Origin of the sequence: Micromonospora zhanjiangensis (genome assembly GCF_042650605.1) — a bacterium.
GTDB classification, from domain to species: Bacteria; Actinomycetota; Actinomycetes; order Mycobacteriales; family Micromonosporaceae; genus Micromonospora_J; species Micromonospora_J zhanjiangensis.
Window position 1 is genome coordinate 486,665 of sequence record NZ_JBHSBN010000002.1, and the last position, 24,239, is coordinate 510,903.

20 protein-coding genes and 1 pseudogene are annotated in these 24,239 nt (G+C 71.4%); 12 read left to right on the top strand and 9 right to left on the bottom strand.

The window, feature by feature from the left end:
• Positions 1-4 precede the first annotated feature (4 nt).
• The 3 genes from ACFOX0_RS05330 to ACFOX0_RS05340 are packed head-to-tail and all read right to left on the bottom strand — an operon-like array spanning position 5 to position 5,411.
• On the bottom strand, positions 5-2,494 hold the full coding sequence (locus tag ACFOX0_RS05330) for an AAA family ATPase (protein ID WP_377542400.1): 2,490 nt from the start codon (positions 2,492-2,494) through the stop codon (positions 5-7).
• Complete coding sequence (locus tag ACFOX0_RS05335) at positions 2,494-3,639, bottom strand: exonuclease SbcCD subunit D (protein ID WP_377542535.1); 1,146 nt, start codon at positions 3,637-3,639, stop codon at positions 2,494-2,496. Before ACFOX0_RS05335 ends, ACFOX0_RS05330 begins: the two co-directional genes overlap by 1 nt.
• Positions 3,640-3,650: 11 nt before the next feature.
• Positions 3,651-5,411, bottom strand: coding sequence for an ATP-binding protein (locus ACFOX0_RS05340; protein WP_377542401.1), 1,761 nt, complete (start codon positions 5,409-5,411; stop codon positions 3,651-3,653).
• A 234-nt stretch (positions 5,412-5,645) separates the two neighbouring features.
• Between ACFOX0_RS05340 and ACFOX0_RS05345 the strand changes: the two genes are divergently transcribed.
• Both ACFOX0_RS05345 and ACFOX0_RS05350 read left to right on the top strand, forming a co-directional pair.
• Entirely contained in the window at positions 5,646-5,888 is a 243-nt protein-coding gene (locus ACFOX0_RS05345; RefSeq protein ID WP_377542402.1) for a hypothetical protein, read from the top strand.
• A complete protein-coding gene (locus ACFOX0_RS05350; RefSeq protein ID WP_377542403.1) occupies positions 5,885-6,205 on the top strand; it encodes a type II toxin-antitoxin system PemK/MazF family toxin in 321 nt (106 codons plus the stop codon). Before ACFOX0_RS05345 ends, ACFOX0_RS05350 begins: the two co-directional genes overlap by 4 nt.
• 79 nt (positions 6,206-6,284) lie before the next feature.
• Here ACFOX0_RS05350 and ACFOX0_RS05355 read toward each other — a convergent pair whose 3' ends face one another.
• Both ACFOX0_RS05355 and ACFOX0_RS05360 read right to left on the bottom strand, forming a co-directional pair.
• A complete protein-coding gene (locus ACFOX0_RS05355; RefSeq protein ID WP_377542404.1) occupies positions 6,285-7,598 on the bottom strand; it encodes a helix-turn-helix domain-containing protein in 1,314 nt (437 codons plus the stop codon).
• Entirely contained in the window at positions 7,595-7,738 is a 144-nt protein-coding gene (locus ACFOX0_RS05360; RefSeq protein WP_377542405.1) for a hypothetical protein, read from the bottom strand. The genes ACFOX0_RS05355 and ACFOX0_RS05360 overlap by 4 nt, the downstream gene beginning before the upstream one ends.
• A 301-nt stretch (positions 7,739-8,039) precedes the next feature.
• Here ACFOX0_RS05360 and ACFOX0_RS05365 point away from each other — a divergent pair, with 301 nt between their 5' ends.
• On the top strand, positions 8,040-11,150 hold the full coding sequence (locus ACFOX0_RS05365; protein WP_377542406.1) for an orotidine 5'-phosphate decarboxylase / HUMPS family protein: 3,111 nt from the start codon (positions 8,040-8,042) through the stop codon (positions 11,148-11,150).
• Positions 11,147-11,626 (top strand): GNAT family N-acetyltransferase, encoded by a 480-nt coding sequence (locus ACFOX0_RS05370; RefSeq protein WP_377542408.1) that lies wholly within the window; start codon positions 11,147-11,149, stop codon positions 11,624-11,626. The genes ACFOX0_RS05365 and ACFOX0_RS05370 overlap by 4 nt, the downstream gene beginning before the upstream one ends.
• Here ACFOX0_RS05370 and ACFOX0_RS05375 read toward each other — a convergent pair.
• The 3 genes and pseudogenes from ACFOX0_RS05375 to ACFOX0_RS05385 all read right to left on the bottom strand — a co-directional run.
• Positions 11,623-11,886 (bottom strand): annotated as a pseudogene (locus tag ACFOX0_RS05375) (helix-turn-helix domain-containing protein); the annotation flags it as partial. The gene ACFOX0_RS05370 and the pseudogene ACFOX0_RS05375 overlap by 4 nt on opposite strands.
• Before the next feature lie 200 nt (positions 11,887-12,086).
• Positions 12,087-13,028 (bottom strand): MerR family transcriptional regulator, encoded by a 942-nt coding sequence (locus ACFOX0_RS05380; RefSeq protein WP_377542409.1) that lies wholly within the window; start codon positions 13,026-13,028, stop codon positions 12,087-12,089.
• A 137-nt stretch (positions 13,029-13,165) separates the two neighbouring features.
• Entirely contained in the window at positions 13,166-14,314 is a 1,149-nt protein-coding gene (locus ACFOX0_RS05385; RefSeq protein ID WP_377542410.1) for an epoxide hydrolase family protein, read from the bottom strand.
• A 185-nt stretch (positions 14,315-14,499) separates the two neighbouring features.
• Here ACFOX0_RS05385 and ACFOX0_RS05390 point away from each other — a divergent pair, with 185 nt between their 5' ends.
• The 6 genes from ACFOX0_RS05390 (at position 14,500) to ACFOX0_RS05415 (ending at position 21,158) form a co-directional block, all read left to right on the top strand.
• Complete coding sequence (locus tag ACFOX0_RS05390; RefSeq protein WP_377542536.1) at positions 14,500-15,258, top strand: YaaA family protein; 759 nt, start codon at positions 14,500-14,502, stop codon at positions 15,256-15,258.
• Between the two features lie 106 nt (positions 15,259-15,364).
• Complete coding sequence (locus ACFOX0_RS05395; RefSeq protein WP_377542411.1) at positions 15,365-15,763, top strand: GntR family transcriptional regulator; 399 nt, start codon at positions 15,365-15,367, stop codon at positions 15,761-15,763.
• 28 nt (positions 15,764-15,791) lie between these two features.
• On the top strand, positions 15,792-16,685 hold the full coding sequence (locus tag ACFOX0_RS05400; protein ID WP_377542412.1) for an ABC transporter ATP-binding protein: 894 nt from the start codon (positions 15,792-15,794) through the stop codon (positions 16,683-16,685).
• Positions 16,682-17,674 carry a transporter gene (locus ACFOX0_RS05405; protein ID WP_377542413.1) on the top strand — a complete coding sequence of 331 codons (993 nt, stop codon included), beginning with the start codon at positions 16,682-16,684 and terminating at the stop codon, positions 17,672-17,674. Before ACFOX0_RS05400 ends, ACFOX0_RS05405 begins: the two co-directional genes overlap by 4 nt.
• A gap of 190 nt (positions 17,675-17,864) precedes the next feature.
• Positions 17,865-19,553: a hypothetical protein gene (locus tag ACFOX0_RS05410; protein WP_377542414.1), complete on the top strand. Its 1,689-nt coding sequence runs from the start codon at positions 17,865-17,867 to the stop codon at positions 19,551-19,553.
• 258 nt (positions 19,554-19,811) lie between these two features.
• A complete protein-coding gene (locus tag ACFOX0_RS05415) occupies positions 19,812-21,158 on the top strand; it encodes a BtrH N-terminal domain-containing protein (protein ID WP_377542415.1) in 1,347 nt (448 codons plus the stop codon).
• Between the two features lie 6 nt (positions 21,159-21,164).
• Here ACFOX0_RS05415 and ACFOX0_RS05420 read toward each other — a convergent pair whose 3' ends face one another.
• Positions 21,165-21,938 (bottom strand): pyrimidine reductase family protein, encoded by a 774-nt coding sequence (locus ACFOX0_RS05420; protein WP_377542416.1) that lies wholly within the window; start codon positions 21,936-21,938, stop codon positions 21,165-21,167.
• 147 nt (positions 21,939-22,085) lie between these two features.
• On the opposite strand from ACFOX0_RS05420, the gene ACFOX0_RS05425 reads away from it, so the two are divergent.
• Both ACFOX0_RS05425 and ACFOX0_RS05430 read left to right on the top strand, forming a co-directional pair.
• Positions 22,086-22,631 carry a plasmid pRiA4b ORF-3 family protein gene (locus tag ACFOX0_RS05425; RefSeq protein WP_377542418.1) on the top strand — a complete coding sequence of 182 codons (546 nt, stop codon included), beginning with the start codon at positions 22,086-22,088 and terminating at the stop codon, positions 22,629-22,631.
• 242 nt (positions 22,632-22,873) lie between these two features.
• Complete coding sequence (locus ACFOX0_RS05430) at positions 22,874-24,178, top strand: ABC transporter substrate-binding protein (protein ID WP_377542419.1); 1,305 nt, start codon at positions 22,874-22,876, stop codon at positions 24,176-24,178.
• Positions 24,179-24,239 lie beyond the last annotated feature (61 nt).

Below are 24,239 nucleotides of genomic sequence, written 5' to 3' on the forward strand. Positions count from 1 at the left end.
CCGGTCACAGGCCGGTCCGTTCGACCCGGGCGGTGCGGGCGTTCTTGCGGACCTCGAACCGGACCGGCACCCGTTCGGCCAGCGCCGGCACGTGGGTCACCACGCCCACCATCCGGTCGCCCCGGGCGGCCAGCCCCTCCAGGGTGGCCGCCACGGTGTCCAGGGTGGCCACGTCCAGCGTGCCGAAGCCCTCGTCGAGCACGATCGACTCCAGGCTGGCCGCGGTCGTGGAAAGGCCGGCGAGTTGTTCGGACAGCGCCAGGGCCAGGGCCAGCGACGCCTGGAAGGTCTCACCGCCGGACAGCGTCCGCACCCCGCGCCGCAGCCCGGCGTCGTGGTGGTCGACCACGAAGAACTCGCCCTTGTCGTGCACCAGGTCGTACTGCCCGGACGACAACTCCCGCAGGATCCGGGACGCCCCGTCGACCAGCATGTCCAGCGCCTCGGCCAGCAGCCAGCGTTCGAAGTTGTTGGCCCGCAGGTGACCGGCGAGCGCCTTGGCCACCCGGGCGGCGCGTTCGTGCTCGGTCCGCTGCCCGGTGAGCTGCCGGGCCTGTTCGTACCGCTCGACCAGCCGGCGGTGTTCGGCCTCGGCCCGTTCCACGGCCACCGCCGCGGTCCGGCCGTGGTCGTCGCCGGCCGGACCGGCGCCCGGGGCCACCTCGGCGGCGGTGAACAGCGCGCGGATCCGCGCGTCCACCGCGGCGACGGTCTCGTGTGCGCCGGTCACCGTCTCGGCCACCGCGACCCGGGCGGCCCGCCGCCGGTCGGCCTGCGCGCCGGCCCAGTCGCACAACCCGGCCCAGGCCCGGGCCACGTCGTCCCGGTCCGCGGCCGGCGGGCCGAGCCGGGCCAGCCCGTCCCGGGTGGTGTCGAAGTCGCGCCAGGCGACCCGGATCCGTTCCTCGGCCGCGTCCACCGCGCCGCGGGCCCGGCGGGCCGCCTCCCGGGCCGCCCGTACCGCGCCGCCGGCCTCGTCCAGCTCCCGGCGCAGCGCGCCCACCGCGTCGAGTTCCCGGCGCAGCGCGGCCGGGCCGGGCGAGTCGGCGAGCTGGTCGGCCAGCTCGGCCAGCCGGGTCCGCAACTGGTCGTGCTGGGCCCGGGCCCGGTCCAGGGTGCGTTCCAGGTCGCGGGCGGCCCGCTCGCGCTGGGTGACCACCGTCGTGGCGGCGTCGGCGGCGGTCCGGGCCACCTTGCCGGCGGCCTCCGCGGCGGCCACCGCCGACCCGGCCGGCAACGCCGGCACGTCGTGCACCGGCTGGGCGCACACCGGGCAGGGCTCGCCGGCGGTGAGCTGGGACCGCAGCGCGGCGGCCCGGTCGGCGGCCTGCGCGTCCTGGTACGCCCGGCGGGCCGCCTCCAACTCGGCGGCCGCCCGCTCGGCCTCGCCCCGGGCCGCGTCGAGCGCCCGCGCCGCGGCGGTGTGATCGGCCTGCGCGGCGGTCAGCGCCCCGCCCAGCGACTCGGCCTCGGCGGCCACCCGGTCCCGTTCGGCGTGCGCCTTGAGCAGGAGTTCCAGGGCGGTCGGGTCACCGGCGGCGGCCACCTGTCCGCGTACCTTGTCCTCGCGTTCCTCGGCCACCGCGACGGCCGCGCCGGCGTCGGTGGCGGCGGTGCGGGCCTGCGCGACAGTGCGGGCCACGGCGGCGGCGTCCCGGGGTGCCCGGACCCGGCCCAGTTCGGTGATCTCGGCGTCCACGGTGGCCAGCTCGGCCTCGACGGCTGCGGCCGCCCGGCGGGCCCGGTCCAGCTCTGGCAGCGCCGACTCGACCCGCTCGGCCAGCTCGCGCATCGCGGTGACCCGCTCGGCGGCGCCGGCCACCGACGCCTCGTCGGCCCCGTCCAGCCCGGCCAGCACCTGGTCGACGGCGGCCAACTGGGCCTCGGCCCGGTTGGCCCGGTCGGCGGCCCGCTTCTGGATCGACTCGTAGACGCCCAGGCCGAGCAGGTTGACCAGGATCTGCTGCCGGGTCGCCGGCTTGGCGTGCAGGAAGTCGGCGAACTGCCCCTGCGGCAGCACCACGCAGGTGGTGAACTGCTCGTACGGCAGGCCCACCGCGGCCAGCACCGCGTCGTCCATCTCGGCCGGGGTGCCGGCCACCACCTCACCGAGGTCGTCCGGGGACATCCCGGTGTCCAGTTTGGTCACGTCGAACCCGGGCGGCATCAACTGCAGCCCGGCGTTGCCGGTCTTGACGTTGCCCCGGCCGTCGCGGCGGACCACCCGGGTCGCCACGTACCGGTCGCCGGCCGACTCGAAGACCAGCCGGACCCGTGCCTCGGTGGCCGACGGCGCGAGCGCGTTGCCGATGCCCCGGCTGCTGCCCCAGCGCGGCACCTGGCCGTAGAGGGCGAAGCAGATCGCGTCCAGCACCGTCGACTTGCCCGAACCGGTCGGCCCGACCAGGGCGAAGAAGTCGGCGTCGGTGAAGTCGATGGTGGTCTCGTCCCGGAAGACGGTGAACCCGGCCAGGTCCAGGCGCAACGGACGCACTACTTCGCCACCTCCTCGTACAGCTCGTTGAACAGGTCCCGGACGCCGTCGTCGCCCTGCCCCCGGCTGTCCAGGTATTCGCCGAACAACTCCATCGGGGACCGGCCGGCCCGCTGCGCGGTGCGGGTGCCGGACACCGTGGGCACCAGGTCCGGGTCGATCCGTACCTCCAGCGCGCGGGGCAGCAGCTCCTGCACCTCCTCGCGCAACCCGGCCCGCGGCGCCTCCCGGACGTACACCCGCAACCAGGCGTCCTGGTCGGTCAGCTCGGCCAACTCGGCCAACGTGCCCCGGACGGTACGCAGCGGCGTGGCGGCGGTGATCGGCACCTCGCGTACCTTGGCGGCGGTGCCGGCGGTCACCTCGACCACGGTCACCGACGGGGTGTTCTCCTCCTCGCCGAAGTCGACCGCGAGCGGGCTGCCGCTGTAGCGGACCGGGCACGGGCCGAGCACCTGCTGCGCCCGGTGCAGGTGCCCCAGCGCCACGTAGTGCGCCGAGGTCGGGAACACCGTCGCCGGTACGGCGTAGCCGAGCACGGTGTGCGCCTCCCGCTCCCCGCCGCCGGTGCTCGCGCCCACCACGGTCAGGTGGGCGGTGACCAGGTGCACCCGGTCCGGCTCGTCGAAGCCCTCGGTGAGCCGGGCCAGCAGCCGGCCCATGTGGTCCGCGTACGTCTGGGTGGCCTCGGCGGCGGTCAACTCGTACATCTCGACGGCGCGGACCGCGTACCGCTGGGACAGGAACGGCAGGGCGGCTACTCGCCAGCGCTCGCCGGCCGCGGTGCTGCCGTCCACGACGTGGTCGGCCGCGGTGTCCCGGACGCTGCCGCGCAGGGTGATCCCGGCCGCCTCGGCCCACGGCCGCAGCGCGTCCAGGGCCGGACCGTTGTCGTGGTTGCCGCCGATCGCCACCACCTGCGCCCCGGTCCGGCGCAGCGCCGTCAGCGCCCGGGTGACCAGCCGGGTCGCGTCCGGGGTGGGCGCCGCCGTGTCGTACAGGTCGCCGGCGACGAGCACCAGGTCGGGCTGCTCGTCCCGGGCGATCTCGACCAGTTGGGCCAGCACCCGCTTGTGCTCGTCGTACCGGGACTGTCCCTTGAGGACCTTGCCGACGTGCCAGTCGGAGGTGTGCAGGACCTTGATGGCGCTCCTCCTCAGAACGGGATGTCGTCGTCGCTGATCGACCCGCTGCCGCCCGAGCCGACCACCACGAACGGGTCGGCCGCCTGGGTGATCGACCGCAGCGTCCCGGACGGCGCCGTACCGGCCTCGGAGACCCGGGTCGCCCAGGCCGGGAACGGGAACTCCAGGCACAGCGGCACCGGGATGTCCGGCTGGTTGACGAACATCGTGCCGGGCTTGGCCAGCAGCGCCCGCTGCCGCTGGGCGGGCGGCAGGAAGCCGTACTCCGGGCGGGACGCCTCGGCCGGGTCGAGCCGGCCGACCACCCGGATCGCCGAGTTGGTGACGATCCGGCGCTCCACCTCGCTGGCGGTCTGCTGCGCCCCGACCAGGATCACGCCGAGCGACCGGCCGCGCTCGGCGATGTCCAGCAGCACCTCCTTGATCGGCGACGAGCCCTCCCGCGGGGCGTACTTGTTCAACTCGTCGAGGACCACGAACAGCAGCGGCTTGGCGGTGCCGGCCTTCTCCTTGCGCTCGAACTCGGTCTTCAGCGTCACGCCGACCACGAACCGCTGCGCCCGGTCCGGCAGGTTGTGCAGGTCGACCACGGTGACCTGGGCGCTCTCCGCGGTGTTGATGGCGTGCGGCCGGCGACTGGCCAGATCGCCGCGGATCAGCCGGGACAGGTCCCGCTTGCTGTTGATCAGTCGCCGGGCGAACGCGTTGACGGTGCCCAGCCCGACCGCGCTGCCGGCCCAGTCGGACCGGGTCTCGTCGTCGCTGAGCTGCTCGACGACGTGGTCGACCAGGTCCGGGTAGGAGCCGATCCGGGTGCCGTCGATGCTGATCCCGCCGTCCGCCGGCTGCGCGTACCGGGCCAGGTGGGCGGCGACCGAGTGCACCACCATCGTGTACTGCTGGCGTTCGTCGTCCGCGTCGGCGAAGACGTACGGCAGCAGCCGGTCGGCGCAGAACTCGGTGAGCGTCCAGTAGAAGCTGTCCACCCCGGCCAGCCGGCTGCTCACGTCCGGCGTGCCGGACGAGTCGCCGGCCCGCGGCGGCGCGTAGACCCGGACGTCCGGGAACGCCCCCGCCGACAACCCGAGCTTCGCGTACGCCTCGGTGGTCGCCGCGTCGAGCCGGTTGTTCGGATGGTCGAGGAAGAGCAGGTCCTCGCCCTTGACGTTGAAGATCAGCGCCTTGGCGTTGACCGCGTCCCCGCCCAGCACGCCGGAGCGGAACACCGAGTAGAGCAGGAAGGTGGCGAAGCTGGTCTTGGTGGCCACCCCGGAGATGCCGGAGATCGACACGTGTGCGCCGCGGCTGCCGTCCAGGAAGTCGGCGTTCAGATAGACCGGTACGCCGTCCCGGCCCATCCCCATCGGCACCCGCCGTTCCATCCGGTCGAAGTGCAGCGCCCGGGCCCGCGCGTCGCCCTCGGCCCGGTGCACCACCGCACCCGGGGCCGGCGGCACGTACAGCTCCGGGTCGACCCGGGTGGTGGTGATCTCGGCCGCCTCCTGCACCATCGCCGGCAACGTGCCGTCGGCGATGGCGAACACGTCCGAGTCGAACTGCGCGCCCTCGTGCCGGGCCCGGACCTGGGTGACCACCCCGGCGATGGTGACCGGCTCCCGGTCCGGCAGCTCGCGGCGGGTCACCACCACGTCGTCGAGCTGCAGGTAGTTGCCGGGGGTCACCGCGGTCCAGAACTGCAACGGCGTGGCGTCGGCGGTGCCCAGCACCAGACCGACCGGCTGGCCGGGGCTCTCCGGCACGTCGTCGGTCATCGCTGCGGTCCGGTCAGGGTCGGTGGTCCGGTCAGCGTCGGTCTCGGGTCACGGCACACGCCCTGCATCCTGCCCGACCGGTACGACGATCTGCCACGCGACGCGACGGACGGCACCCGATCGCCGCCCGACCGCCGCACACCCGGTGCCGCTGGGTGACCCGCCGACGACGGTACGGGTTCGGTGCGTTTCGTGATGCGGCAATACCACCGCCTGGTGGTAGCCTCTGGTGGTATGACGCAGGCGATCAAACGCACCCTGTCCATGCGCCCCGAGGTCGACCGGATGCTGACCGCCCATGTCCAGCGCACGCCCGGGACCACGATGTCCGCCACCGTCAATGCCGCACTGGCCGAGTACCTGGAGGCCGCGGCCCTGGAGGCGTACCGGCGCTGGGACGCCGAAGCCGACGAGGATGAGCGAGCGGCCCTGGACGAGTTCGCCGCCCACCATGACGAGCCCTGGCCCGCCGGGTGAGGCGGGGAAGCATCCTGCAGTACACGGTGGGCAGCCACCGGCTGCGCGTCGTCGTCGTCACGGCGGATCGATACAACCCGGACCACGGTCTGGTGGCTCCGCTTCGCGAACGAGCCGCACCCGACCTCGCACCCGCGTTCCTCGTGCCGCTCAGCCGGCAGGACTGGCCGACCGCCGCCGTCATCGATCTCTCCCGGATGCGGGCGCTGGACCCGGGATCAGTCGCCGGGCCGGCCGGCCAGCTCACCCACACCACCCTCACAGCTTTGGCGACCGCCGTCCGCAGCTACCTCGGCGCGACGGACCGCGTTCCGTAGTAGACAGCACGGATGTTGGCTACGCCTTCCGCTGCCTCGGTCGGTCGTTCTGTATTCGCCCGGCATCCGACTCCCGGTGTCACGGCCGGGCCAGCCCGACGGTCGCGGCGAGGCCGGCGACGTCCGCGCGGGGCGGACCCGCATTCAGTACGGCCGTCAGGGCGGCACGCGCGGCGGGGCGGAGACGGGTCTCGGCGGGGGCGACGCGGTCGGCGGTGACGAGGGCGTGACCGGCGGCGCGGTGGTCGCCGCCGTTCAGGTACGCCCGGCTGATGTCGATCAGGTGCGCGGCCCGATGCTCGGCGGGCAACCGTGACCACGCGCCACCGGTCGTGACCCGTAGATGCGCGGCGATGGCCGCCTCGTTGTCGCCGAGTCGGGCGGCCACCAGCGCGCAGGCGAGGTGAACCACGTCGATCCCGAAGACGAGTTCGTCATCGCCGGTGCCGCGACCAGGCTGCTCAGCCTGGGTGACCCCGAGGGCGTGGCTGTCGTGACCAGGCTGTGCGGCGTGGGCGATCCCGGCGGCGCGGCTGTCGTGACCAGGCTGCTCAGCGTGGGCGACGTCGCCGGCGCGGGCCACGAGTTCGTGCGCGGCGCTGACGTCGCCGCAGTCCGCGGCGGCGAGAGCGGCCTGGACCAACAGCGTCCCGACCAGCGCGGGATCGGCGGGCAAAGACCCGTCCGACGGTGCCGGGCAGAGCCGGTGCGCCGTGGTGATGGTGACGGACATCGCCAGCCTCCCTCGGTCGAGGGCGCGGAGCGTCTGCGCGAGCGGGACCACCGCCAGCGCGGCACCGCGCGGATCGGCGGCGGTGCTGATCGCCCGGTCCGCGGCCAACCAGGCGAGTTCCATCTCACCGAGTTTCACCAGCACCTGCGCGGTGAGCCGGTACGCCCGCGCCAGCGGCCCGGCGGCCGGCCCCGAGCCGGTCGCTCCCCGGGCGTGCCGCGCGTCGGTGAGCAGGTCCGGCAGCATCCCGAGCACCTGCGGATACTGGGCATGCCGGTAGGCCGCCCACCCGTAGCCCACCCGTTTGACGAGATCGGCGCCGGCCGGAGACGCCGCGTCGCGTGCGGTGCCGGCCGGGTCGTAGCAGACCAGGGCGGCCCGTACGCGTTCGACAGCGACGCCGACCCCGGCGACCGGCTCGCGCGTGTCGTCCCGGTCGAGCAGGACCTCCGGGGTGACCCCGAGGGTTGCGGCGACCGCCTCGATGACCGAGAGCCGGTCGAGTCTCCGCACGCCACGCTCGACCTTGTCGACCCAGCTCACCGACCGGCCCATTCGGTCGGCGAAGACCTGCTGACTCATCCCCAGCCGGGTCCGTAACCGGGCGACCCGCCGCCCGATCGGCAGCTCGACGCGGTCCGCCCTGCCGGGCGCGGTCATCGCCGTACCGCCCGGTGCAGGGCGTCGGTGGTCGCGCCGCAGCGCGGACACCACCGAGACTTGACCCTGAACGCGAAGAGTCCGAGCAGGAATCCGGGCACCAGGCTGACCAGCACGATCAGCATGACTCGGAGGACCACGGGCGTTCTCACCTTCCGGCGTGGCCGGAGGCCGGGGCGTTGCCGCGCCCACGACCTCCGGCTGTACCTCATCACCGCCGCTCGCAAACGCGGCGCCTGACCACAGTGGTAGGGCGGCGAGGTTCGATTCGCCTATTCACCACCGTGGTTGTCTACGACCAGACTGCCGGCCTGTGGCGTGCCACGACGACGCGTAGACGTTCTAGTGTTGTCCTAGTTTCAGCTCGTCTGGGCAGGCCATCGTCGACTACGCTCCCGACTGCGACAATGACGCTGAGTGCATGGCCGGGGGGAATGACCCATGGAAACGGTGCGACGGTGGACCGGTCGCGAGGCCAAAGCGCTGCGCCTTGCTCTTCGCATGAGCGTGCGCGGCTTCGCGGAGCACTTGGGTGTAAATTCGGCGGCCGTCTCCAACTGGGAGAAGCGCGGCGCCGCAACCCGCATGCGCTACGAGACCCAGCAGATGCTCGATGTCGATCTGGCGCGGTCGCCAACGGAGGTCAAGCAGCGGTTCGCCCAGTCCATTGGCACACCAGTTGTCACCGGTTTGGGCACAGCACCGGCACCTGCCGATGGCGCTCGAACCGCGAAACAGGATCTTGGTACCCGTTCCAGGGAGCGGACGGCCGCGGTCCTCGCGGCGGTCAACGGCCAACAGCACGACGATCTCGTATACCTGCCTCCGACCGATGTTCGGCAGTTGGTCGCGAACTATATAGGCTCGACCGCTCGGGTATGCCTGGTTACCGGTCCTCCTGGCTGCGGCAAGACGAGATTGAGTCGCTACCTGGCGACGCGAGCCGCAGGAGTGGACGTGCAACTGCTGGCTTCGGACTCGTGGGCGGAGGACTTCGACCTCGCGCGGGAGGTCCTTCGCTACGGCTCCCAGTCGGCCGGTGATGACCCTCTGCTAACCCTGGAAGATGAGGGCGAGAAGCTGTCCAGACCACTGCTCGTCGTCATCGACAGTCCGCAGTCCCACGCCGTCATGGAGAGGATCTGCCACCAGCTCGACGGCATGCTGCGACAGGTGCTATCCGGCAACCTGAGATTCCTCCTCGTGCTGCGCACGCCACCGGATATGGAGCTCGCCCCTTACCCTGTCCTATCGGCAGCAGTCATGCCTGGTCGAGGTCATCCCGCCGGCCCGTCACTGAAACTGGACCGCTGGGATGTCGGCACGGCCCGAGAAGTGTGGAACGGGCAGCGGCGTCCCAATCAACCTCCCTTCGACGCCCTGCCTCCAAAAATCCGAAATCTGGCTCGTTTGCCGCTGTACATGAGTCTTATCCGGGCTGCTGAGTCCACTGAGCCCATTTGGGAGACTAATGCCTATCGGCTCGTGGAGTTCTGCGTCGCCTCGATCTTGAAGGCGGCAGGATTGGAAGTCGAACGCGCAATGGCGGAGTTGACGGCGCTCGCGCGCAGGCAGCTCGCCGCGACATGGCCGCACCACCTGCTCCCCAAGATTGAAGCTGACCCGCCGGGGACTGGTGACCTCGCGGTGTCGCCGATCGCGAGACTCGTGCGGTCTGGTCAGTTCGGCGGCCTGACATTTCATCACGATGTCATTCGTGATTTCCTCTTCGCGCGCTGGCTCGCTCAGCTCATCGAGTCCCACGGACGCTCAGCTGTCACCATCGAGCTACTCAATGATCTGACCGCTCGGACGCACCTGTCGGGCGATCTGCGAGGCGTCCTGGAATTCCTGTTGCAGGGCTTGGATGCGGCCGCACCGGAGCTTCTTGCCGCTGTCGCCCAGTCGCCATCGATCAGCGTCACTGAATCGCTGCCTTTGATGCTCGAACTCACCGGTGAAAGCCCGGCCTTCGCCACGGCCGAGGTGCTGCGTGGGTGTGCCTCTCGGTGTCTACATGGCAACGGTCTGCCGCTTGCGAGGGCACTTCTGCGTACCAGTGCTGCGGTTGGAGCGTTGGGCGCGGAGCACCCCCGATGGATGCTGCGGGTATTGCGCCGCTTTGGCCCAGCCGTCTGGTCCGACATCGCGGCGTGCGTCGAGACGCGGCTTTCCGTCGCGGCCGTCCACAACTTCGTCCGTCTGGCGGACTTCGCTACCGTGGAGGATGCGGTATTTCTCGCTCGGCACTTCGACGTCCTCCTCGCCGATGATGAGGGCAGTTCCCAGGAATTGAACGCGCTCCTGGCCCACTACGACTGGCGAGTTCGCGCCGCTCTTATCGAAAGGATCCGAGAGTGCGGCGTGATTCCGCGCCGATCGATAGATTTGATCTTGAATTCGTTGATTGTCGATCGCGATTACAAAGTTCGCGCCGCCGTCGCCGACGGCGTCGGCCGGTCAAGCCTGCCCGGCCTGGACCACCTCCGCGCCGCTCTTCTCGACGACCGAAACTGGCACGTCCGCGAACGTCTCCTCCAAGGGCTTTCTGCCAAGGCTGCGGTCGACGAGTCAGTCACCGACATGGTCCTCAACAGTCAAAGAGTATGGCGAAACGGCCCTCGGAACGTTCGGGTCGCCGCACAGCGGCTCCTCTTCAAATCTGGCAAGCAACCGCTCCAAGACGAGGAGTCAGCGCGCGCTGCCTTGTTTGGTCTGCTGCGAGAAATTCGCACCGGCGCTACGCAGTTGCCGATGAACGTTCAGTCTGCCTTGGTCCGTCAGGGTGTCGCCTCGGCCGACTGGCTCGTTCGCGCGGAGGCCAATCTACTTGACCAGCAGGATGCAGCCACAAAGGAGGCCACAGTCATTGGCAAGGAGGCATTCCGTCGGCTTCGAGGCGGACGCGCAATTCAAGTCGCGCTCGATGTCCGCGACATCGACCATGCCGTCACGGTCGCGCAGGCCGCCGCCGCCGTTGGCGTGCAGTTCGTCGAGATCGGTGATCCGCTGATAAAAGCCGTCGGCGTTCACGCCATCAGTGCCGTCAAGCAGCAAGTCGCTGGTGTGTCGATCGTTGCCGAGATGATGTCTGCGGACTGGGGACGTGACCAAGTGGTCCTCGCAGCCGAAGCCGGAGCCGACGTCGTACTTCTCATCGGACCCGCCAGTATCGCCAGCGTGTCCGCAGCCGTCGAAGCGAGCAGGCGATTCGCCGTCCCCATCATGATCGATGTGCCGGAGGGTCGATTGGTCCAAGATTGGATCCGGGACATGGAACGCGCGGGGGTCGACGGCTTTGCCGTCACCACGAACATTGACCTGGGCGTAGCGAGCTTCCATCCCCTTGACCAAGCCCAGCTCATCAGGTCGTGGACCAAACTGCCGGTCGCGGTATCCGGTGGGTTCGAACCCGCCGACCGGGAAGCCAGCCGGCGCCGCTCATGGGACATCCTCGTCGTCGGTCGCGGAGTCACGGATTCTTTGGACCCCGCTCTCGCACTGCGGGATCTCACCGCGTCGATTGATCTTACCGAAGGACCCCGTACATGATCATCACTCCGCTCACGGTGGATCGCATCCCCGACCTTGAGAAACTGCTGGCGCTGGGAGGTCCCTATATCAGATTGCGCAGTTCATCGGACTACTGGCTGTACGCGACGCTGTTCGCCGACACCTGTCCGCTCGCCCTCATCGACGGGCAGGTCGTCGGCAGCGTGATCGCGTTTCGAAGTCAGGTCAATCCGTCAGAGATATACCTGCAAGACGTGATGACACACCCCGACCACCGCCGCCAAGGGGTTACGCGGGCACTCGTGGAAGAAGTTCGTCGCCGAGGTTCCCTTTGGGGATGCGGCCGGCTCTTCCTCACATCAGAAGCCGACAACCGCGCCGCGCACACTACGTGGCTCGGGTTGGGCTTCACCAACGTCGCCGGAGACCGCACGGAGCACGGCGTGTCCGTCATGCTCGACTACAAAGGGTTAGGGAAGCATCGCGCTGTCTACGAGCGATTGATCGGCGCCTAACGGGAAGTTGTCAACGGACCCGTGGGTCCCGTGAGCTGTCCGTGGGGCGAAGCTCGACCGGTCAACAGCGGCTCGGTGACCGCTGCCCGCTCGGTGGCTGTCATCGGTTGAACGGAGATGCGCAGGCCGAGAGCCGAGGCGACCGCGGTCAACGTGCTGAGGGTGGGGTTGACGTTGCCGGTGGAGAAGAGGCGGCGAACGGTGGCCGGCTCGGCACCGATTGCACGGGCGATGTCCGCCTTCGACAGGCCTGCCGCTACCCGTGCTCGTTCAGCGCGTTGATGATCGCGTCCGTCGTGGAGATCCGCACCGACTCGACGACGTAGCTACGCAGGAACTCCGGATCTGACAGATCCGCAGCAAGATCTTCCTGAAGCCGCTGCTCATTGGGTGACCTCCCGGGTATGGCGTATCACAAATGATCCGCCATACCCGCTGGGCGCGCGCGAGCGTTGCTGGACTACTTATGGTCGAGGCTGTCGCGTAGGGCAGCCATGAACCAATCGAACACCGGCCTCAGACTCGGCTGGGCCGGCTGGCCGTTGATGACGGCCAGCAGTTGCCAGTACCGCTCGGCACGAGGATCGCCGGCGACCTCAAGCCGGTGCAACACCGTCTCGCGATATCCCCTTGTGTCGGCCTTGCCGAAGGTGGCCGCGTACCGGCCCATGAGCTCGTCAACGACCTGCCGCGCCCGCTCGGACGCGGGATCGACGTCGTCGGAGAGCGCCTCGGTGACCAGCTCGATGATCTTCCTGGTCAACTCGTGGTGCAGACCGCCCGGGTCGCCCTCGGCGCGTTCCGCGGCCTGATGTTCGGCCATGCGCCGGATGCTGGCCTTGAAATCGGGGTCCTGAACGAGTTCGGCCAGTTCCACCCACGCCTCCACCTGCGCGGCGGACGGGTCGTCGGGCAGGTCCGGCGTCGCCGCGCGCAGCATCGCCACGAACTCAGGGTTCGCATCCAGGTCCGCGAACGCGTCGTCGACAAATTCGTGGATGATCCGCCGCCGCTCGACGTCGGACAGCTTCGCCAGTTTGTGCATGAGCTCCATCTCCTCGGGACTTGACCCGCGTTTGGCCACTGCCCGCAACACCGCCCGGCGCAGCCGCAGGATGCTGATCTGCGCATCCAGGGCATCCGCGTGGGCGTGCGCGGCCTGCGGCACCGTGATCTCCCGACCCAGCACCCGCTGGATGGTGGGAATATCGATACCGAGTTCGCGCAGCGTGCGCACCAGCTCCAGCCGGGTCAGCGCCGCGATGTCGTACAGCCGGTGGCCGGCGGGGCTTCGATCGGTCGGCGGCAACACACCGGAGTCGGAGTAGAACCGGATCGTGCGCACCGGCAGTCCGGTACGCCGAGCCAGCTCCCCGATCGTGTACAGCGTGCCGTCGTCCATCGCCCTACGGTCCTACCTCCACCGGATGGAGGTGCAAGCCAGTTTCGCGACTCTCGGGGCCAAGCCTCGGCAGTACCGGCGACGGAAACAGCGGCGGAGCCGGACCGCGGATCGGCCCGGCTCCGCCACCACGTCGGCTACGGGCGCAGGCTGCCGAAGAACTGCCGCAGCTCGCCGGCGAGCAGGTCCGGCTCCTCCAGTGGCATGAAGTGTCCGCCCCGGCCCGGCTCACTCCAGTGCCGGATGTCGGTGCAGGCCCGCTCGGCGATCTCCCGGGGGAAGCCCGCCATCGACGGTTCGGTGCTCACCGTGAACGCGGCCGGCACGGTGATGTCCGGTCGCGGGGTGTTGTGTTCGAAGTCGAGGTACTGCCGGAACGACGAGCCGATCGTGCCGGTGACCCAGTAGAGCGTGACGATGGTGAGCAGGGTGTCTCGGTCGACGCTGTTGGCCAGGTCCCCGCGGTTGTCGGTCCAGTCCCGGTACTTGTCGACGAGCCAGGCGGCCAGCCCGGCCGGGGAGTCGGCCAGCGCCGCCGCGAGGGTGTCCGGCCGGGTGCCCATGATGGCGCTGTAGCCGCCGTCGGTCTCGTCGTACGCCGCGTCGGCGTCCAGGTACGCCTGTTCGGCCGCCGACAGCGGCCGGGCGTCGAAGCTGGCCGGGAACGGCGGGTGGATCATGTGGATGCCGGCGACCCGGTCCGGGTACAGGGCGCCCAGCCAGCCGGTCACCACCCCGCCGACGTCGCCGCCGAACGCGCCGTACCGCTGGTGGCCGAGGACGTCGGTCATCAGCTCGTGCAGCGTCCGGGCCAGGGCCGCCCGGGTCACCGGCCCGGCCGGCACCTCGGAGAAGCCGAAGCCGGGCAGCGAGGGCACCACCACGTCGAACGCGTCCGCGGGGTCGGCCCCGAACCGCGCGGGGTCGGTCAGCCGGTCGACCAGCGGCAGCATCTCGACGAAGCTGCTGGGCCAGCCGTGGCTGAGCAGCAACGGCAGCCGCGCCGGCGCCCCGGCCGGCCGGACCGCGCGGACCAGCAGGAAGTGCAGCTTTCGGCCGCCGATCGTCACCCGGTGCTGCGGGTACGCGTTGAGCCGTGCCTCGGCTGCCCGCCAGTCGAACCCGGTGTGCCAGTAGGCCACCAGCTCCCGCAGGTAGTCCGGGTCGACACCGGCACACCACGGACGGTCGCCGCTGCGGGTGGTGAAACGGGTACCGGCCAACCGGGCCCGCAGGTCGTCGAGGACCGCTTCGGGCACCTCGATGGAAAACGGGGAGTAAGACATCTGTCCTCCGAGAAAGGAGGGCGCTCCCCGACGCGACAGGTCAGCTGAGGGGGACGGCGGAGAAGAGCGCCCAGACGTGACAACGGGTGTTCACCGGGCTCACCTCCTCCGCGTCGCTGACGGAGATCACCGTAGCAGGGGTGCCGGTCGGTCCGGACCGGCGCCCGCCCTGGGAGAATGCCTCGGTGATCATCCTGCTGCACAGCTCCAAGACCATGCGGGTGCCCACGGCCGGGACGCAACCCTCGGGTACGCCGGTGCTCGTCGACCGGGCGGCGGAGCTGATCGACCGGTTGCGCCGGCTCACCCCGGCGGAGCTGGCCGGCGCGATGACGATCTCGCCGGACCTCGCCGAGAAGACCAGGACGCAGTACGTCGACTGGAGCCCCGAGCCGGCCGTCGCGGCGGCCGAGGCGTTCGTCGGGGACATCTACAGCGGCCTGCGGGTCGACTCGTTCGGTCCGGCCGACCGCCGGTACGCCGACACGCACATGCGGATCCTGTCCGGGCTGTACGGGATCCTGCGGCCGTTCGACGGCATAAACCCGTACCGGTTGGAGATGGGTTACCGGCTGCCCGGCCTGAACCTGTACCAGTTCTGGGGCGACGCCATCGCCGAGCAGTTGCCGGCCCGGGGCCGGATCGTCAACCTCGCCGCGGCCGAGTACAGCCGGACCGTCACGAGGTACGTCGATGCCGACCGGGTGGTGACGCCGAAGTTCCTCACCGTCGACCCGAAGACCGGTCAGCCGAAGTTCATCGTCGTGCACGCCAAGATCGCCCGCGGCGCGTTCGCCCGCTGGCTGGTCACCGAGCGGGCCGACGACCTCACCGGCTTCGCGGACATCGGCTACCGGTACGACCCGGCGCTCAGCTCCGACCGGGAGCCGGTCTTCGTCTGCGCCGAGTTCGGCGGCAAGGGCCTGTCCGTCCGCCTCACCTGAGCCGTCGTCTCGACGAATCGCACGACGTTCTTGACAGCGAGCCCGTTCGGCCTCACGCTGTCCTATAGTCCTACGGTCGTAGGACAACAGGGGAGGGAACGCCGGAGTGATCGAGTTCGTGCTGGACAGCCGGTCCAAGGTGAACACCTACGTGCAGCTCGTGCAGCAGGTGAAACAGGCCCTCCGGGTCGGCCTGCTCGCACCGGGGGACCAGCTGCCGAAGGTGCGGGACGTGGCGCAGTCGTTGGCGATCAACCCGAACACGGTGCTGAAGGCGTACCGCGAACTGGAGATCGAGGGGCTGGCCGAGGGCCGGCCGGGGGTCGGCACGTTCGTCCGCGCCACCCTGGCCGGCGCGTCCCTGCCCAACCAGGCCGAGCTGCGGGAGGACCTGGTGGCCTGGCTGCACCGGGCCCAAGCGGCGGGCCTGACCCGCGAGGACGTCACCGCCCTGGTGGAGACGACCATCCGCGCCACGCTCCCGGTCGAACCGGTGCAGCGGTAGCAGTCCGAGCTGAAGGAAGGAACACAGAATGGAACCGGTGCTGGAGACGGACCGGCTGGGCAAGCGGTACGGCAAGACATGGGCGCTGCGGGACTGTTCGCTGCACCTGCCACCGGGGCGGATCGCCGCCCTGGTCGGCCCCAACGGGGCGGGCAAGAGCACGCTGCTGCACCTGGCGGTGGGGCTGCTGCGGCCCGACGCCGGGACGGTCCGGCTGTTCGGCGAGTCGCCGTACGACAACCGGAAGGTGCTGGCCGACGTCGGTTTCGTCGCCCAGGACACCCCGCTGTACCGGGACTTCACCGCCGCCGAACTGGTCACCACGGGCGCCAAGCTGAACCGACAGCGGTGGGACGACGCGCTGGCCCGCGACCGGCTGGCCCAGCTCGGCATCCCGCCGGACAAGCCGGTCGGCAAGCTGTCCGGCGGGCAGCGCGCCCAGGTGGCGCTGGCGCTCGCCCTGGCCAAGCGGCCCCGGCTGCTGCTGCTCGACGAGCCGGTCGCCAGCCTGGACCCGCTGGCCCGACGCGAGTTCCTCCAGTCGCTGATGGGCAGCGTCGCCGACGCGGGCAGCACCGTGCTGCTCTCCTCGCACCTGCTGGCGGACCTGGAACGGGTCTGCGACTACCTGATCGTGCTGAACACGGCCCAGGTGCGGCTCACCGGTCCGGTCGAGGAGATCGCCGCCGGGCACCGGCAGCTGGTCGGCCCCCGGCACGACGGCGGCCCGATCGGCGGGGTCGCGGCGGTGGTCCGGGCCAGTCACACCGACCGGCAGTCCACCCTGCTGGTCCGCACCGACGGCCCGGTCACCGACCCGGCCTGGACGGTCCGCGACGTCTCGTTGGAGGACACCATCCTGGCCTACCTCGCCGAGGGCGAGACGCGGGCCAGCCACACCGAATGGGGGGTGCCGGCATGATCTGGCTGGCCTGGCGGCAACACCGCAAGAAGCTGCTCTTCACGCTCGTCGGGTTCGCCGCGCTGGCCGCCCTGATGGTCCCGATCGGGCTGGCCATGCGGCACACGTATACCGACCTCGGGTTGCCGGAGTGCGCGCGACAGTTGGCCGCCGGCGGCCAGCCGTCCGGCCCGGGGGATTCCTGCGAACAGGCGTTCAACCGGTTCACCAACCGGTACGGCGCCCTGAACCTGGTGGCCGTCCTGCTGCTCATCCTGCCCATGCTGGTCGGCATGTTCTGGGGCGCCCCGCTGGTCGCCCGGGAGGTGGAGCAGGGCACCCACCGGTTCGCCTGGACCCAGGGTGTCGGCCGGCGGCACTGGGCGCTGGTGCAGTTCGGCCTGGCCGGCGGGGTCACGGTGGCGTTCGCGGTCCTCTACGGCCTGGGCATGTCGTGGTGGATCGACCCGCTGATCCACGCCACCCGGGAGGGTCGGCTCGGCGTGGTCACCTTCGACCTGCAGGGCGTCGTGCCGATCGGCTACACCCTCTTCGCGGTGGCCCTGGGGATCTTCGCCGGCACCTTCTGGCGCCGGGTGCTGCCGGCCATGGCGGTCACCCTGCTCGGCTTCGTCGCGGTGCGGCTCGCCCTGACCACCCTGGTCCGACCGCACTACCTTCCGCCGCGTACCTTCACCGCTCCGGTGGTGGACCCGACCGGCGGCCACGGACCGCCGCGCGGCGCCTGGGAGCTCGCCGCGGGTGTCCGGAACGCGGACGGCAGGATGGTGGCGCCGGACAGCTGGGTCGCGTGCCCACCGGGCGGCAAGGGGCCGGAGGGCAGGGCCTGCGGCGCCGACCTGGGCCTCGACCCGGGCGCCTACAACTGGATGCAGTACCAGCCGGCGGACCGGTTCTGGCCGTTCCAGTACATCGAGACCGGCATCTTCGTGGCCCTGGCCGCGCTGCTGCTCTACTTCGCCGTCCGCCGCATCCGCCGGATCGCCTGACCCCATCGGCCCGTGGCGGATCGCCGGCACCGGCGATCCGCCACCCGCCGTACCGACCGGGAGCCGGCCGACGCGCCGCCGGCCGGCCGGGCCCGTGGCGCGGGCGGGGGCCGCCCGGATGGTCTTGGTAGGGTCGGGCCTTCCCGGCGCCGGCGAAGCGCCGGGATCCGGACGACGTGAAGGGCGCGCAGTGTCACTGGTCGACTCGGGGCGGGACGACGCCGGCCACGCGAACGGCGGTACCGCACCGACGAACACACTCCGTGACCAACCGGCCGATCCCGCGCCGCCGGCCCGCCGCGCCGGCCGGCGCCGGCCCTCCGTGCCGACCCTGCTCGCCGTCGCCCTGCTGCTCGCCGGTACGGCCTATCGGGTGTGGCTCGTGATCGCCCACGTACCGCCCGCGAACAGCGACGAGGGCACCGCCGGGCTGGCCGCCCTGCACATCGGCCAGGGGCGGCACCTGCCGATCTTCTTCTACGGCCAGCAGTACATGGGCACGCTGCACTCCTATCTGGCGGCCCCGCTGGTCCAGCTCTTCGGCACCCAGTGGTGGGTGCTGCGCGTCCCGGCGATCGGGATGTACGCGGCCTTCCTCGCCCTGATGTACTGGCTGACCAGGAGGTTGTACACGCCCTGGTTCGCGGTCCTGGTCGTCGGCCTGCTGGCGGTCGGCTCCGACCGGATGGTCAAGAACCAGGTGATCGGCGCGGGCGGCTACTCGGAGATCGCCACGGCGACGGTGGCCGTCATGCTGCTCGCGGTGCTGGTGGTCCTGAACCCGGGCCCGGCGCGACCCGCCCGGTGGGCCCTCTGGGGGCTGATCGCGGGCTTCGTGACCTGGACGCACTGGCTCGGCCTGCCGTACGTGGTGGTCTCGGCCGCCCTGCTGCTGCACCTGCGCCGGGCCGAGTTCCGGGCCCGGATCGTCAGCGTCGTCGCCGGGTTCGTGGTCGGCGGCGCGCCGCTGATCTGGCACAACCTGTTCGGCGCCGGGCGCAACTCGCTGTCGGTGCTCTTCTCGGTCAGCGGTGCCGGCGAGCCCGCACCGTGGCTGGACCGGCTGCACGGCGCCTTCGTGCTGGGCCTGCCGCTGAGTTCGGGACTGTGCGCGCCGAACCGCTGCGCGCCGTGGCAACTGTGGTGGGGGCCGGTCTACGTCGTACTGCTGGTGGCCGCCCTGGTGCTGGCGTGGCGCGGCCTGCGGCCCCCGGCCGGCCCGGCGCGCGACCGGTCCGCCGCCCGGTTCGCCCTGGCCGGCGGCGGGGCGCTGACCCTGCTGGCCTACGCCGTGAGCGCCTCGGCCGCCACCAGCCCGCTGGAGAGCGCCCGCTACCTGCACTACGGGCTGGCGTCGCTGCCGGCGGTGCTGTGGCCGTTATGGGCGACGCTCACGGCCGGCGGCGAACGGATCACCGAGCGGGCGACCCCCGTGCGCCGGCGCGCGCTCGGACTGTGCGCCGCGATCGTGCTGGCCGCCCTCGGCGCGAACACGCTGATCGCCACCGGCCAACTGGTCCGGCACCGGCCGGAGTACGCGCGGCAGGCGGTCGCCGAACGGGACCTGATCCGGCAGCTGCTGGCGCAACGGTTGACCGCCATCTACTCCGAGTACTGGACCTGCAACCGGTTGGCCTACGCCACCGCCGAGCAGATCCGGTGCGCCGTCCTGAAGGACGACCTGAGCACCGGGTTCGACCGGTACCTGCCCTACCGCCGGGTCGTCCGGGAGGCCGACCGGGTGGCGTACGTCTTCCCCGCCGACAGCGCCGCGAACCGGCGGCTGGCGGCCCTGGTGGCGTCGGGCGAGCCGGCCCGGGTCGAGTCGGTCGGCGGCTACGACATCTACACCTTCGGCCCGCACGTCCGCCCGGCCTGACCGACCCGGGCGCGCCGACGGCCGCGGACGCCCCGCCGGCCGGGCGCGGGCGCGCCGCCGGCCGGGAAAGCCGGTACGCTCGGAACCCGGCGGGTCCTTACGCCGTACCTCCTGACCGGGTGCCCACGCCGCCCGGCGACGCGGAGGCGAAGGGGACGAACGAGCCTCGAGGATCGCCCACCGGTCTGTGTTCCGTCCCGACCGGCCGGCGCGGCGTCGACGCGTGGGGTGCCGCCGCGTCGGCGGTGGGAGCGCGCGATGACCAACAAGAAGCAGCTCAAGGACCGGATCCGGGCCCGGATGGCGGCCACCGGCGAGAGCTACTCCACCGCCCGGCGACACGTCCTCGGGCTACGCCCGGACGATGTTCCGGCGCCGGCCCGGGACGCCGGCTACCGGCTGCGCGGCGGCCAGCACCCCGACTCGGCGGTGGTGACCAACCTGCTGGCCCACCACGGCGTACGGCTCGCCGCCACCGGCGCGGCACCCGGCGAGGCCCTGGTCCTGGGCGTCGGCGGTGGCCTCGGCGCCGGGTACGCCCTGTGGGCACACGCCCCGGGCGGCACCCCGACACCGGTGCTCGGCTTCCGCAACGGCTGGCACTACACCGGCCGGTGGATCCGGACGGCGCTGCACCGGTGGGGCGTGCCGTTCGACGAGCAGGCCACCTCGATGGCCCGGCGGGCGGCCGACCGGCTGTCGGCGGCGCTGGACGTGGGCGAGCCGGCGATCGTCTGGCCGGACCGGTTCCGGATCGGCTACCGGCACCTGCCGCCGCACCTGGACGGGCACGGCGGCCACCCGGTGGTCGCGTACGGCACCACCGGCGACCGGGTACGCCTCGACGACCGTAACCTGGCACCGCTGACCGTGCCCCGGGAGCGGCTCGACGTGGCCCGGGCGCGCGTCGCGTCGTACAAGAATCTCCTGCTCGTGCCGCGACCGGACGCGGACCGGGAGGTGTCCGACGGGCAGTTGCGGGCGGCCGTGCGGGCCGGCCTGGTCGACTGCGCCGAGCAGTTGCGGCACACCTCGGAGTCGTTCTCCGTGCCGGCCTGGCGCGCCTGGTCCCGGCTGATGACCGACCGGCGCGACGCGCGCGGCTGGCCGCGGTTGTTCGCCGACCGCCGGGGCGTCACCGGTGCGCTGCTGGCGGCCTGGGAGGGCATCGAGCCGGCCGGCACCAGCGGTGGGAACCTGCGCCGGTTGTACGCCGACTTCCTCACCGAGGCGGCGGCGCTGCTGGACGCGCCGGCGCTGGGCGACGTGGCCGGCGCGTTCGCCGTGGCGGCCCGGGGCTGGCACGAGGTGGCCGAGGCGGCCTTTCCCGCGGGCGTGCCGGCGCTGGCCCGGCTGCGGGAGCTGACCGCCCAGGTCAACGGCGGCATCATCGCGGACGGCGACGCGGGCACCGCCGAGGTGGGGTCGGCGGCCGGACGGCTGTGGGCGCTGCGCGACCGGTGTGACGAGTCGCCGCCGCTCGCCGCGGCCGACCTGGCCGAGCTGTTCGCCGCCACCGGCGAGCGGTTGCGCGAGGTCTACCACCTGGAGGCGGCGGCCGTCCGTCGCCTGCACGCGGCCGTGGCCGACCTGCCGCCGGCCTGACCCGGGTCAGCGGGCCGGTGTCCCGGCGTCCGCCGGGGGGCGGGCGTAGCGCAGCAGCAGGGTGCCGTCGTCGGCGACCAGCACGTGCCGCAGCGGCAGGCCGCGCGGCGGGGCCGGGGGACCGGCGGTGATCCGGCCGGCGCCGGCGCCGGCGAGCATCGGGGTCACCGTGAGGCACACCTCGTCGACCAGGTCCGCCGCGGTGAGGGAGCCGAACAGGTGCGGGCCGCCCTCGCAGAGCACCTCGGTCAGGCCGCGCCGACGCAGGTCGGCCAGGCCGGCCGCCAGGTCGACCCGGTCCGTACCGTGCCGCAGCACGTCGGCGACCCGGTCCAGGCCCGGCGGCGCGACGGCCCGCCGGTGGGTGATCACCACCGGGCGGACCGGCGCCTCGGTGAACATCGCCGCGTCGGGGTCCAGGGCGAGCGCGGCGGAGACCATCACCACCGTGGGCGTCTCCGCCAGGCCGTGGTCGCGGCGCCAGGCCCGGCGGTCGGGGTCCAGCCGGATCGCCCCGTAACCCTCCTGCCGCAGCGTGCCGGCGCCGACCATCAGCGCGTCGCAGAGCATCCGGAGGACGCCGAAGACCTGCTTGTCCGCCGGGCCGGACAGTCCGGCGGAGTAGCCGTCCACCTCGACGGCGCCGTCGACGCTGGTCACGAAGTTCATCCGGACCCGGGGTCGGTCGGCGCGGCCGTACAGCCGCGCCAACGCCGCGGTGTCCGCCGGCTCGGTGTCCGGGTCGGGCCAGAGCCGCCGGATCGTGCCCACGGCGCTCATTCGCCGGCCGGACCGGTGACCGGAGGGGTCGGCTCGGGGGTACGGTGCTGGCAGTCGCACCAGTTGTGGCCCCGGCAGTCGTCGTGTCGCTTCTCCCGGCACGCTCGGCAGATCATGCCGGCAGCCTATGCCAGAGGGTGGCAGCGCATGTCTCGTCAGATCTTCCAGCTCAAGGTGACCCTGTCGGACGTCACACCGCCGGTGTGGCGGCGGGTGCTGGTGCCGGGCGGCTACACGCTGGACCGGTTGCACCGGGTGTTCCAGCTCGCGCTCGGCTGGCAGAACTACCACCTGCACTCCTTCGACGTGGACGGCGTCCAGTACGGCGAGCCGGACCCGGACGGTGAGCTGATCGTCCGGGACGAGCTGGAACACCGGCTGGACGCGGTGCTCGGCAAGGGCACCCGGTTCCGCTACGTCTACGACTTCGGCGACTGGTGGGAGCACGAGGTCACAGTGGAGGACATCTTCGGTGCCGACCCGGACGAGCGGTACCCGGTCTGCGTGGTGGGGGAGCGGGCCTGCCCGCCGGAGGACTGCGGCGGCCCGTTCGGTTACCGGACCATGCTCGCCGCGCTGGCCGACCCGGCGCATCCGGAGCACGACTCGACCCGCCGCTGGCTCGGCCGTCCCTTCGACCCGGAGGAGTTCGATCCGCACCGGGCGAGCACGCTGCTGCGCCGGCTCTGCTGAACCAGGGTGCACACGGAGGGCGCATGTGCCGCCGGGTTGTTACCCATTCACGGTGATGTGCACACCCGGGGCGCGGTAACAAGTTGGGAACGCTCCCAATGGACCGTTGACACCCTCGGAACCTGTCGGCAATCTCATGGGAGCGCTCCCGGCCAGTGGTTCATGTCACTGCCGCTTTGCCTCGGAGCGGCGAACCGGTACCACCACATCCCACATCGATCATTCACCTGAGAGGGGTCAGGATGAGCGTCCTCACCCGCCGGCTGCGCGCGGCCGCGGTGGTTGCGGTGGCCGCGAGCATGGCTCTCGGCACCGCGGCGTGTAGCAAGAAGAACGACAGCGACTCCGGCAGCGGCGGCAAGGTCAAGCTGGTTCTGCAGACCTTCCAGAACTTCGGCTACGACCAGGCCCTGAAGGACTTCGAGGCGGCCAACCCGAACATCACGGTCGAGCACCAGAAGATGGGCGAGCTGAAGGACTTCCAGCCCAAGCTGGTGCAGTGGCTCGCCGCGGGCAGCGGCGCCGGCGACGTCGTCGGGCTGGAAGAGGGCGTCCTCCTGCAGTACGTGCAGAACAACGACAAGTTCCTCAACCTGCTCGACTACGGCGTGGGTGACCTCAAGAGCACCTTCCCCGAGTGGAAGTGGAACATGTCGTTGACCCCGGACGGCAAGAAGCTGATCGGACTCGGCACCGACGTCGGCGGCCTGGCCATGTGCTACCGGACCGACCTGTTCAAGCAGGCCAACCTGCCGACCGACCGGGAAGAGGTCGGCAAGCAGATCGCCACCTGGGAGGACTACGTCAAGCTGGGCAAGAAGTTCAAGGCCAGCGGTGTGAAGGCGGCCTGGCTGGACAGCGCGACCAGCATCATGCAGCCGTACATCATGCAGAACGCCGAAACCTGGTTCTACGACAAGGACAACAAGTTCATCGGCGACACCAACCCCACCGTCAAGAAGGCCTGGGACTTCGGCCTGCAGATGGCGGCCGACGGGCTGACCGCCAAGACCATCCGGTGGAGCACCGACTGGGACGCCGCCTTCACCAAGTCGGCCTTCGCCACCGTGCCGTGTCCGGCCTGGATGACCGAGGGCGTCATCGCGCCGAAGTCCGGCCCGGCCAACTCCGGCAAGTGGGACATCGCCAAGATCCCCGGTGGTTCCGGCAACTGGGGCGGTTCCTACCTGGGCGTTCCGGCGCAGACCAAGCACCCGAAGGAAGCGGTCCTGCTCGCCAAGTACCTGACCAGCAAGGCCGGCCACCTGGCGGCGTTCAAGGAGGCCGGCGCCATGCCGTCCGACCTGGGCGCGCTGGCCGACCCGGCGTTCACCGAGAAGAAGAGCGCCTACTTCAACAACGCACCCACCGGCCAGATCTTCGGTGACAGTGTGAAGGGTCTCAAGCCGATCTACCTCGGCCCGAAGCACCAGCAGCTCTGGGAGACCATCTTCGAGCCGCAGATGCAGGCCGCCGAGAGTGGTAAGGCGACGTCCCAGGCAGCCTGGGACAAGGCGGTGGCCGAGGGCAAGAAGGCGGCCGGCTGAGTCCAGCCCGGCCGTCCCGGGACGCGTCCCGGCCGGCGGCGCCCACACCCGGATCGGGTGT